Source organism: Polaribacter uvawellassae (genome assembly GCF_039748955.1).
GTDB classification, from domain to species: domain Bacteria; phylum Bacteroidota; class Bacteroidia; order Flavobacteriales; family Flavobacteriaceae; genus Polaribacter; species Polaribacter uvawellassae.
This window is the reverse complement of record NZ_JBDIZN010000002.1, coordinates 34,672-46,943: the sequence shown is the minus strand read 5'-3', so window position 1 is coordinate 46,943 and position 12,272 is coordinate 34,672. Positions and strand designations below refer to the sequence as shown.

9 protein-coding genes are annotated in these 12,272 nt (G+C 30.6%); 3 read left to right on the top strand and 6 right to left on the bottom strand.

What is annotated here, in order from left to right; translation table 11 throughout:
* Window positions 1-25 precede the first annotated feature (25 nt).
* Window positions 26-1,507: a MocR-like pyridoxine biosynthesis transcription factor PdxR gene (gene pdxR, locus ABDX67_RS04455; protein ID WP_347173771.1), complete on the top strand. Its 1,482-nt coding sequence runs from the start codon at window positions 26-28 to the stop codon at window positions 1,505-1,507.
* Here pdxR and ABDX67_RS04450 read toward each other — a convergent pair.
* The 6 genes from ABDX67_RS04450 to dnaN all read right to left on the bottom strand — a co-directional run bounded on the left by ABDX67_RS04450 (window position 1,494) and on the right by dnaN (window position 7,159).
* The gene (locus tag ABDX67_RS04450; protein ID WP_347173770.1) at window positions 1,494-2,357 is read right to left on the bottom strand and encodes an RluA family pseudouridine synthase; all 864 of its coding nucleotides are present in this window, start codon (window positions 2,355-2,357) and stop codon (window positions 1,494-1,496) included. The genes pdxR and ABDX67_RS04450 overlap by 14 nt on opposite strands.
* A 91-nt stretch (window positions 2,358-2,448) precedes the next feature.
* Window positions 2,449-2,871, bottom strand: a complete 423-nt coding sequence (locus tag ABDX67_RS04445) for a VOC family protein (protein WP_347173769.1) — start codon at window positions 2,869-2,871, stop codon at window positions 2,449-2,451.
* A 3-nt stretch (window positions 2,872-2,874) separates the two neighbouring features.
* Window positions 2,875-3,471 (bottom strand): SMI1/KNR4 family protein, encoded by a 597-nt coding sequence (locus ABDX67_RS04440; protein WP_347173768.1) that lies wholly within the window; start codon window positions 3,469-3,471, stop codon window positions 2,875-2,877.
* An 8-nt stretch (window positions 3,472-3,479) separates the two neighbouring features.
* Window positions 3,480-5,168, bottom strand: coding sequence for a gamma-glutamyltransferase (gene ggt, locus ABDX67_RS04435; RefSeq protein WP_347173767.1), 1,689 nt, complete (start codon window positions 5,166-5,168; stop codon window positions 3,480-3,482).
* 92 nt (window positions 5,169-5,260) lie between these two features.
* Window positions 5,261-5,857: an acyl carrier protein phosphodiesterase gene (locus tag ABDX67_RS04430; RefSeq protein ID WP_347173766.1), complete on the bottom strand. Its 597-nt coding sequence runs from the start codon at window positions 5,855-5,857 to the stop codon at window positions 5,261-5,263.
* Between the two features lie 183 nt (window positions 5,858-6,040).
* Window positions 6,041-7,159 carry a DNA polymerase III subunit beta gene (gene dnaN, locus ABDX67_RS04425; protein WP_347173765.1) on the bottom strand — a complete coding sequence of 373 codons (1,119 nt, stop codon included), beginning with the start codon at window positions 7,157-7,159 and terminating at the stop codon, window positions 6,041-6,043.
* A gap of 451 nt (window positions 7,160-7,610) precedes the next feature.
* On the opposite strand from dnaN, the gene ABDX67_RS04420 reads away from it, so the two are divergent.
* Both ABDX67_RS04420 and ABDX67_RS04415 read left to right on the top strand, forming a co-directional pair.
* Window positions 7,611-10,142, top strand: a complete 2,532-nt coding sequence (locus ABDX67_RS04420) for a PIG-L family deacetylase (protein WP_347173764.1) — start codon at window positions 7,611-7,613, stop codon at window positions 10,140-10,142.
* Between the two features lie 273 nt (window positions 10,143-10,415).
* A complete protein-coding gene (locus ABDX67_RS04415; RefSeq protein ID WP_347173763.1) occupies window positions 10,416-12,263 on the top strand; it encodes a sodium:solute symporter family protein in 1,848 nt (615 codons plus the stop codon).
* Window positions 12,264-12,272 lie beyond the last annotated feature (9 nt).

Sequence of the window (12,272 nt, the reverse complement as noted above, 5' to 3'; positions counted from 1 at the left end):
AACAAATATAATAAGTAGTCCAGTTATGTTTCCTTATAAAACCAGCCTTTATTTAAATAGAAAAACACCGCAACCTTTGTATTTGCAATTGTCTAATCAGTTTATTCAGTTGATAAAAGAGCAAAAATTACCACCAAAAACCAAACTTCCAGGAAGTAGAACTTTGGCCGAAATGCTAAATGTGCATAGAAAAACTATTGTTGCTTGTTACGAAGAGCTGTTATTGCAAGGTTGGACAGAAAGTATTGCTAAAAAAGGAACTTTTGTGCACAGTAATTTGCCATTATTACATCAAACGGAATTTTCTACATCTAGTTTTATTGCAGAAAAAGAGAAAACTGGATTTTCATTTTATAAAAATGACTTAGAAAAACAAAAAAAAGAAAAGCAAGATGAAGGAGTAATTTTTTTAAATGATGGGACTTCAGACGGAAGATTAACTCCGATTGATGAAATTGTAAGAACAAACAGAAGAATTACCTCGAAGAAAAGTATTTACAAACAGTTAGGCTATAATTCTATTTATGGAAATGATAAATTAAGAGAAGTTTTAGTTGATTATTTAAATGAAACTAGAGGATTACAAATCGTTAAAGATGAAGTTTTAATTACTCGTGGAAGTCAAATGGGAATTTGGTTATCGTCTCAATTATTACTTAAAGAACAAGATATTATTGTAGTTGGAGAAACAAATTACGCTTCTGCAAATGCTACATTTTTACATCAAAAAGCAAAGCTAATTTCAGTTTTAGTTGATGAAAACGGAATTGTAACAGAAAGTATTGAAGCTATTTGTAAAAAACAGCAAATTAAGGCAGTTTATGTAACTTCTCATCATCATCATCCAACTACAGTTACCTTGTCTGCTGAGAGAAGAATCCATTTATTAAATCTTTCTAAACAGTACAATTTTGCGATAATAGAAGATGATTATGATTACGATTTCAACTACAATCATGCGCCAATTTTACCTTTAAAAAGTCATGATACAAACGGAAATGTAATTTATATTGGGTCGGTTTGTAAAACGGTTGCTCCAGTTTTTAGAGTTGGTTATTTAATTGCATCTAAAGAATTTGTTGATGAAGCCGCTAATCTCAGAAAAATGGTTGATAGACAAGGAGATGCTTTGTTGGAATTGACTTTTGCTGATTTTATAAAGTCTGGAGATTTAGATCGACATATTAGAAAAGTGATGAAAATATACAAGCAGCGTAGAGATTTGTTTTGTGAATTATTGAAAGATGAATTAGGAGCTTTTTTTGAATTTGAAATTCCGAAAGGAGGAATGGCAGTTTGGACATTTTTAAATAAAAAATATTCTTGGAAACAAGTAGATGAGGAAGCACAAAAAAACAAATTAGAAATCGGTAATTTTAAGCGGTACGATATGAATCGTATAAATCATAACGCCATAAGAATTGGTTTTGCTAGTTATTCTGATGAAGAAATCTATGAATTGATTTCTCGATTCAAAAAAACAATGAATTCGATTAGTAATTCGTAAAAATCTTCTTAAATTTTTTAGGTAATTCTTTTGAAATTGATATTTCTTCTTGTGTAAATGGATGTGTGAATTCTAATGTAGAAGCGTGTAAATACAAACCATTTCCTTTTAAAATTAAATTTGGATTTCCATATTCTTTATCGCCTAAAATTTGATTTCCAAATGCTGATAAATGAATTCTTAATTGATGTTTTCTACCTGTTTTTGGAGTTAATTTCACCAAATTTAAAAATCCAAATCGTTTTGAAGAAACGGTTTCTATTACTTCAAAAAGTGTTTCAGATTCTTTGTTCTCAATCGGGTTGTTAATGTTTCCTGACGATTTCATTTCATCAATACAAATTGCGTGATATGTTTTTTGAATCTCTTTATTTTCAAACAACTTACTTAATGTATGTATTGATGAACTTGTTTTTCCGATTAACAAAACTCCAGAAGTCGGATAATCTAAACGGTGAATAGGTTGCGGTTTTACAGCATCAATTTGATTACTTTTTTGCAGGTTTTGGGTCAGAGCATTTGCAATAGTTACAAATTTATTTCCGCTGACTAAAATTCCTGATGGTTTGTAAATAATGGCTAAATAATCATCTTCAAACAACACTTCTAACGGAAGTTCTAATCGTTTAAAATCAGTTGATTTTTCAGTTGAAAATAACTCGATAGTTTCTCTGCCATGAATATAAAGTGCGGTAGAAGCAAGGTTTCCGTTTACAAAAATCAGTTCTTTCTTTATGGCTTTTTTAATTCCAGATTTTGTGGGAATTGTATTAAAAATACCAACTGCATATTCTTGTAACCGAATTGGTTTTTCGAGCGGAATTGCAATATGAGTTTCTGTTAATTGCATTATTTTATTTTAGCTTGTCAGGTTGAGCGGAGTCGAAACCTAATATAAATTAACCTCTCGACTCCGCTCGAGGAGACAAAATGCAATTAAATTATTTTGCAAACAACTGACTCATGTCTTTAAAAGCTTTAAACTCTAAAGCATTATTTTCTGGATCATTAAAAAACATAGTTGCTTGTTCACCTACTTTTCCTTTAAATCTAATGGTTGGTTCTATCACAAATTGAGTATTTGCTGCTTTTAATCTTTTTGATAAATCTTGCCAATCATCCCAAGTTAATACCACGCCAAAATGCGGAACAGGAACATCGTGTCCATCTACAGGATTTGTAACAGATTTTTCTTTAAAAACTCCATCTTTTTGATGAATTACCAGTTGATGTCCGAAGAAATTAAAATCGACCCAATTTTCTGAGCTTCTTCCTTCTTTACATTCTAAAATATCTCGGTAAAAAATTCTACACAATTCTAAGTTTTTAACTGGAATTGCTAAGTGAAAAGGTTGAATACTCATATCTTATTGATTTTTTAATGATTTTATTGAATTTTCTAACCAGTTTAAATACCAAGAAAAAAAATCGTTTTTTAATATTTTATTGTAATAATTGGCAGGATAAATTCCTCCTTCATTTGTTCTGCTATCTATCCAAATGTTACCTTTTTCTTTACCGTTTAAGACTATATTTGTGTACATTCCACAGCCTAAGTGTCCAATCCTTAGCATTCCATCTGTCCATTTAATATTGTCATATTCATCTTCCCAAACATCATAATTGTTTTTTGATATTTCTTCTAAATTCCAAAAAGTTTTAAATCTAAATTTATTTTTAAGGGTAATAATTTCTGATTGTTTTTTGTTTAAAGGGATATCATAAATTCCATTTTCTAATTTAAAAATTCCTGAATCTGGACCACAACCACCATTTCCGAAATATGTTAAGAATTTTCTATAATCTTCTGGAAGTTTTATTTTATGATTTTCTTCAAATAAAAAAAGCTCTTCTTCACTGATTTTATCATTAAAAATATATTTGTGAGATTCTGCACCAAAGACTTTATTATAAATGTCTAGTTTTTTTAATTTCTCAATTTTATCTCTAATTAAAGCAACCATTTTAAAATTTAAAATCCAACAGCAGCATCATCTCCACGAGGATCTGCGCCACCTTCTAATTTTCCGTTTGGCAACACTAAAATTGCATCAACTCTACCAATAATTAAGGAGTTTCTTTCAATAATTTCGTATCCCAATTTATTTAAATTTGCTTTGGTTATACTATCAAATCCGTTTGGCTCCATTCTAACATTATCTGGCATCCATTGGTGATGAAAACGAGCTTTGTTTACAGATTCTTGCATTCCCATATTATAATCGATAACATTAACAATGTTTTGTACCACAGAAGTAATAATTGTAGAACCACCAGGAGTTCCAACAACCATTCTTAATTTTCCGTCTTTTTCAACAATAGTCGGAGTCATAGAACTCAACATTCTTTTTTCTGGAGCAATTTCATTTGCAGTAGAACCTAATAACCCAAAAACATTTGGTACACCAGGTTTTGCACTAAAATCATCCATTTCGTTATTTAAGAAAAATCCTGCGCCTTTAACCAATACTTTAGAACCGTAACCTGTATTTAAAGTTGTTGTAACAGAAACTGAATTTCCAAACTGATCGATGATAGAATAATGTGTTGTTTGATCGCTTTCGTGTCCTAAAATTTTTCCATTAGAAACATCTGATGATTTTGTTGCTTTGTCCCAAGAAAAAGTACTCATTCTTCTTTTAATATACGAATCTGCAATTAAACTATCTGTTGGTACATTTACAAAATCAATATCACCTAAATAATGCGCTCTATCTGCGTAAGATCTACGTTGAGCTTCTGTTAATAATTGTACATATTTTGTAGAGTTGTGTTCTATCTTTGTTAAATCATAAGGTTCAATCGATTTTAAAATTTGTGCAATACAAATTCCGCCACTTGCTGGCAATGTCATCGAAATAATTTTATGACCTTTATAAGTAAACTCAATTGGTTTACGCCAAACAGCTGTGTATTTTGCCAAGTCTTCTAAAGAAATAATTCCGCCTAATTCTTTTACATAATTCACAAACAATTCTGCGGTTTTTCCTTTGTAAAATCCATCTTGACCGTTGTCTCTAATTCTTTCTAAAGTTTGTGCTAATTCTTCTTGTTGTAATAAATCTCCTTCTTTCCATTCTCTATCAAACAAAATTTTATAATTGTTTGCTTTTTCAAAACGTTTACGTGTTCCGTTTAAAGCACTTGCTTGTTTTTTTGTAACCTTAAAACCGTTTCTTGCCATGTCGATTGACGGCTGAATCAATTCTTCAAAAGGTAAACTTCCAAGTTTGTTATATACTTCAAAAATTCCTGCAATAGTTCCAGGAACTCCAACAGAATGTACTCCAAAACTACTTTTGCCTGGAATTACATTTCCTTCTTTATCCAAATACATGTCTCGGCTTGCCGTTAAAGGTGCTTTTTCTCTAAAATCTAACGCTCCGGTTTTTCCGTCATTTGCTCTGTAAACCATAAATCCGCCACCGCCAATATTTCCAGCAACTGGATATACAACAGCTAAAGCCAATTGCGTTGCAACCATTGCGTCATAGGCATTTCCACCTTTTTTTAGAATGTCAGATCCAATTTGAGAAGCTTCTACGCGAGCAGAAACAACCATTGCTTTTTCGGCAATTAAACCTGTAACTTTATCTTCTTTTTTATCTGTACAATTTGCAAATAGAATTGCAATGAATAGGATTGAAAGTAATTTTTTCATGATGTATTTGTTAAGTTTGATTGAGTTGTATTAGTTTTTGGTTGGAAAAGATACGTAAATCTTTAAATAATTGACGAATTATGGATTACGAATTACGTGATTGTTGAGATTTCTTTTAATTTTTGTTTAGAAAATAATTGCAAATCTTCAAAGAAAAGTGTAAAATCTTCTTCAAATTCTTTATAATGTAATTTTAGGTCTTCTAAAGCGAGGTGCATTTGTGATTTTTGCTGAGTTCTACGATTCACTCCATTTAAAACCTGTTGTATTCCATCTAAGAATTGATAATTGTACAACCAGTTATGTTTGATCATAAAAGGTAATAGTTCTTGTGTTTTTTTTGGAAGTTGCTCTTTTCGATTATCCAAGATTTGATATACATTTTGTGCAAATACATCAAGCGGAACATCGGAATATACGGGCCAATTTTTAGCTAAATAATGATCGTAAAAAATATCGATAATTACCCCTTTGTAATGTCCGTATCTAGCATTTAGTCGTCGTTTACTTTTACGAACAGTTTTGTGGCTGTCTGTAAACGTATCGATATGTCGATGCAATACAATTCCTTGCTGAATTTCTGGATGAAAGTGTGTAAAATGATTTCCTTGAATATGATCTGCAATAAAATTACCAATTAAAATATTGGTGTGATTGTTTGATAAATATAAGTGTGCTAAGAAATTCATTGAAGTAAATGTAAGCAAAAATAATTGTCATTTTGAGCGAAATAAAATGAAGTCGAAAAATCTTTACCATGAGATTCATCCGTTTCAGTTGGAATGAGAGTATAGTTAATTAAACGAAGGGAATATTAAAAAAAAGCATCGTAATTAAACGATGCTTTCTTTATATAATATATGTTTTGTTTCTTAAGAATTCAACATCACTGGCATCACCAACATGGTAACTTGTTCTCCTTCGTCTGTTCCGTCAATCGGAGTTAAGATTCCGGCTCTGTTTGGTAAAGACATTTCTATCAATACATCATTAGAACTTAAGTTGTTTAGCATTTCGCTTAAAAAACGAGAGTTAAAGCCAATTTGCATGTCGTCTCCTTGATAATCACAAGACAAACGCTCGTTAGCTTTGTTTGCGTAATCTAAATCTTCTGCAGAAATGTTCAATTCTGTTCCTGCCATTTTTAATCTGATTTGATGCGTAGTTTTACTAGAGAAAATAGAAACTCTACGTACAGAATTTAAAAATGAAGCTCTGTCAACAGTTAATTTATTTGGATTTTCTTTCGGGATAACAGCTTCGTAATTTGGATATTTTCCGTCGATTAAACGACAAACCAATACAAAATTATCAAACGTAAATTTTGCGTTTGAGTTGTTGTATTCAATAGAAACATCACTTTCAGAACCATTTAAAATTCCTTTTAATAAGTTCAACGGTTTCTTTGGCATAATAAATTCTGCACTTTCATTTGCAGTAACATCAGTACGCGTATATTTAACTAATTTGTGTGCATCTGTTGCAACAAATGTTAAACTTTCTGGGCTAAACTGAAAGAAAACTCCGCTCATTACTGGACGTAAATCATCGTTTCCAGCAGCAAAAATTGTTTTAGAAATTGCGTTTGCTAAAATAGCAGACGGAATAACAGTTGTGCTTGGAGCAGATAATGAAACGGCTTTCGGAAATTCTTCTCCGCTAAAAAATGCCATGTCGTATTTTCCTTGATCAGAGCTAATTTCAATAGCGCTTTCTCCTTCAGTTTTAAACGTTAAAGGCTGATCTGGAAATGTTTTCAACGTATCTAATAACAAACGCGCAGAAACTGCAATAGAACCTTTAGAATCTGATTCTACTTCTACAACAGCACTCATGGTTGTTTCTAAATCTGATGCAGAAACTTTTAATTCGTTTTTTGATAATTCAAATAAGAAATTATCTAAAATTGGTAATGTATTATTGCTATTAATTACGCCTCCAAGTACTTGAAGTTGCTTTAATAATTGCGAGCTTGATACTATAAATTTCATTGATTTTGTTTTTTTACGTAAAGACTAAAAAGTCAAACACTTCATATTCAGTTTTTCAAAAAAGAAATGAACTACAAATATATTCTAAATAAGTGATTTTAAAAATATATTTATCAACAGTTTTTAAACGATTTATTGATGAAGAAAATTATCTGTTAGTTCGAGTGATTTCAATTGTTTTATTGAAATTATATCTAGAACACTTTTCAAACAAAAGATATTTCGATACTAATTTGATTGAGGAATGTTAGTTCGAGATTGTCATATCGAGCGGAGTCGAGATCCGAGACCTCTTTTTTTATTTAATAGTTCTCGACTCCGCTCGAACAGACAATAATTATGTTTCTATTATAATCTTAGTTTATTGTTATAATTATGTTAATGCTTTTTTAAGAATTCTGAACAAAACATATAAATACTATATTTGTTTTGACTACTTAAAGACTTTTTAATGAAGAAATACAAATATTTCACACTAATTACACTTCTTTTCTCTGTGTTATTGGTTGCTCAAAAACCACAAAAATTATCTTCTAATCAGATTTACGAAAAAATCCAAAAATTAAATTTTTTAGGTTCGGCCTTATATATTGCTGCACATCCAGACGATGAAAACACACGATTAATTTCCTATTTGGCAAATCATGAAAAAGCAAGAACAGCATATTTGTCTTTAACGCGTGGAGATGGCGGACAAAATTTAATAGGTCCAGAAATTAGAGAATTGTTGGGTTTAATAAGAACACAAGAATTATTAGCAGCCAGAAAAATTGATGGCGGCGAACAATTATTTACAAGAGCAAATGACTTTGGATATTCTAAACATCCAAAAGAAACGTTAGAATTTTGGGAAAAAGATAAAGTTTTAAGCGATGTAGTTTGGGCAATTAGAACTTTTAAGCCAGATGTAATAATCAACAGATTTAATCATAGAACTCCAGGAACAACTCACGGTCATCACACAACTTCTGCACTTTTAAGTGTTGAAGCTTTTGATTTAGCAAACGATGCAACCAAATATTCAAGCCAATTAAAACACACAGAAACTTGGCAACCCAAACGCTTGTTTTATAATACAGGACGTTTTTTCTTTAATAGCGATGCAGAATTTAAAAAAGCAACAGAAGGAAAATTAACAGGATTTAATGTTGGTACTTATTATCCGTTAAAAGGTTTGTCTAATAACGAAGTTGCTGCATTGGCAAGCAGCCAACATTTATGTCAAGGTTTTGGAAGATTAACAACACGTGGTAGTCAACTTGAATATGTTGAATTTTTAAAAGGCGATAAACCTAAAGATAAAAATGATATTTTTTCGGGGATTAATACCACTTGGAATCGTATAAAAGGCGGCGGAGAAATTGGTGCAATTTTATATGATGTAGAAAAGAACTTCGATTTTTCATATCCATCAATTCATTTGCCAGATTTATTAAAAGCGTATGAGAAAATTAAATTATTAGAAGATTCTCATTGGAGAAAAATTAAAATTAAACAAATTAAAGAAATTATTGAAGCTGCTGCTGGATTGTATTTAGAAGTTTCAGCTACAAGTTCAAGCACAACACCAAACGGAGAAGTTACCATAAAAATTGAAGCTTTAAATAGAAGTAGTATTCCAACAATTTTAGAAAGTTATAGTTTTATAGAAAACGGAACTTCGATTGTAAAACCGGCCGAAAAAACATTAAAAAATAATGTTCGTGTAAATATTACAGATAAAATTCAATTAAAAAACAAACCGTATTCAGATCCTTATTGGTTGCAAAATAAAGGAACTTTAGGAATGTATGCTGTACAAAATCAATTACAAATAGGAAAACCAGAATCAGACAGACCAATTCAAGTTCAATTCAATTTAAATATTTGGAAACATACTATTTCATTTACAAAAGATGTTGTGTACAGATATTCTAGAAGTGATGTTGGCGAAATTTATGAGCCATTTGAAGTATTGCCAAAAGTAACTACAAAACTAAATAATAAAGTCATTATTTTTTCTGATGATACACCACAAAAAGTTGAGGTTTCTGTAAGAGCAGGAACAAAAAATGTAAGTGGTGTTGTCAGTTTAGAAGTCCCAACAAATTGGACGATTTCTCCGAAACAAATTCCGTTTTCTATCGCTCAAAAAGGAGATAATGTAACTGTAGATTTTATAGTTACGCCGCCAAAAAATCAATCGGAAGGAATTTTAAAAAGTATTGCAACTATTGATGGTGAAACGTTTACCAAAGAATTGATAGAAATTAATTACAATCACATTCCGAAGCAATCTGTATTATTGAGTTCTGAAGCAAAAATTGTTCGATTAAATATTCAGAAAAACGGAAGTTATATTGGTTATATTGCTGGCGCTGGAGATGCAATTCCAGAAAGTTTACGTCAAATTGGTTATAATGTAATTACAATTGACCCAACAGAAATTAATGATGAAAATTTACATAAGTTTGATGCTGTTGTTCTTGGAATTAGAGCCTATAACACAGTTGATGCTTTAAAATTTAAACAAAAATTCTTGTTAGATTATGTAGAAAAAGGAGGAAATATGATTGTGCAATACAATACTAGTGGAAGAAGCGGAATTGATGTTGGTGCACCTTATCACTTAAAAGTTTCTAGAGATCGAGTTACCGATGAAACTGCCGAAGTTAGAATGTTGGCGAAAAAACATTCGTTATTAAATTTTCCAAATAAAATAGAAGCGTCAGATTTTGATGGTTGGGCGCAAGAACGCGGATTGTATTTTCCGAATTCATGGGGAAAAGAGTTTACACCAATTTTATCAATGAATGATAAAGGAGAACCAGCAAGAAACGGAAGTTTATTGGTAGCAAAATATGGAAAAGGACATTATATGTACACAGGATTAAGTTTCTTTAGAGAATTGCCAGCTGGTGTTTCTGGAGCGTATAAAATCTTTGCAAATATGCTGTCTATTGGAAAAGAGAATATTAAAAAAGAAGAAAAAATTAAAGAATAATAATCTGTCAGTTCTAATAATTTTTTTAAAAAAAATAAAAAAAAATGCTGCTGTCATTCCTGCGAAAGCAGGAATCTCACTATTAGAAAAAGTATATTTAATTAAAAGATTCCTGCCTTCGCAGGAATGACAATTTTAATAAAACAATAAAATTATGGAAACCGAAAAACGTCCTTGGAAAAAAATATACAGCGTTGTGTTGATTGCCAATTTTATATATATCATTTTATTTTATTTTATAACCACATATTTTTCAAATTAAGCACATAAATTATGGAATTATTAGATTGGATTGTATTGACTGCTACTTTATCTTTTATTGTAATTTATGGTGCATATAAAACAAGAAAAAACAAAAGTGTACAAGATTTTATAAAAGGAGGAAACGATACAAAATGGTGGACCATTGGTTTATCGGTGATGGCAACGCAAGCGAGTGCAATTACCTTTTTATCAACACCAGGACAAGCTTTTCATAGCGGAATGGGATTTGTGCAATTTTACTTCGGATTGCCAATTGCTATGGTAATTATTTGTTTGGTTTTTATTCCAATTTATCACCGATTAAAAGTATATACAGCTTATGAATATTTAGAAGGACGCTTCGATTTAAAAACAAGAACTTTAGCCGCCATTTTATTTTTAATTCAACGTGGATTGGCAGCCGGAATTACCATTTTTGCACCTGCAATTATTTTATCTGCTGTGTTGGGTTGGGATTTGGTAACGCTAAATATTATTATTGGAGTTTTAGTAATTATTTACACGGTTTCTGGCGGAACAAGAGCAGTAAGTGTCACACAAAAACAACAAATGTTTATCATCTTTTTGGGAATGTTTATCGCATTTTTTATGATTGTTGATAAACTTCCTCAAGATATTTCGTTTTCAAAAGCTCTAGATATTGCTGGTGCAAGCGGAAAAATGGAAGTGCTCGATTTTTCGTTTGATTTATCAAATAGATATACTGTTTGGACAGGTTTTTTGGGTGGAACATTTTTAATGCTTTCTTATTTTGGTACAGATCAAAGTCAAGTGCAACGTTATTTGTCTGGAAAATCAGTTAGAGAAAGTCAGTTAGGTTTGTTATTTAACGGACTGTTAAAAGTACCTATGCAGTTTTTTATTTTATTAGTTGGAGTAATGGTTTTTGTTTTTTATCAATTCAATGCTGCTCCATTAAACTTTAATCCAACAGCAAGTGAAGCAGTGATGAATTCTGAATATGCTACTGAATATAAAGGGTTGGAAGATCAATATAAACAAATTGAAGCCGATAAAAAGGCGCTTGTATTAAATGGTGTTCAGGCAAGTGATAAAGCCGCAATTAAAGCTTTAGAGATTAAAAGTGTAGAATTAAAAGAACAAGCAAAAGTAGTTATTAGTAAAGCGGATGACTCTGTTGAAACGAATGATAAAGATTACGTGTTTATTCACTTTATCTTAAACAATTTACCTCGAGGATTAATTGGCTTATTATTAGCAGTTATTTTGTCCGCAGCAATGTCATCAACAGCTTCAGAATTAAATGCGTTGGCAAGTACAACAGCCATAGATTTATACAAACGAAATGTAAAAGGAGAAAAATCAGAAGAACATTATGTAAAAATGTCGAAATGGTTTACATTGGGTTGGGGAGTTCTCGCCATTTTAGTTGCCTGTGTAGCCAATTTGTTTGATAACTTAATTCAGTTGGTAAATATTATTGGTTCTATTTTCTATGGAAATGTATTGGGAATTTTCTTATTGGCTTTCTTCTTTAAAAAAGTAAATGGTAAATCTGTCTTTAATGCTGCATTAATTACTCAAATACTCATTTTTTTAATTTATTATTTTGGAATTTACCAATTTGAAAGTATAGATCAGAAGCCAATAATTAGTTATTTATGGTTAAACTTTATAGGTTGTATTTTAGTGATATATTTTTCTTTATCATTTTTGTTTAAATCTATAAATAAAATAAGTAAGACTTTAATAATATTAAGTACAATTACAATTATTAAAACAACGTATGATATTTTAAATGATGTATCATTAAATATGTATCATGTGATTACTCTTATTGTTTTGTTTATATTAATTGGATACGCTAATATTGAAAAGAAAGTTAGTTCAAACTAATTGATTATT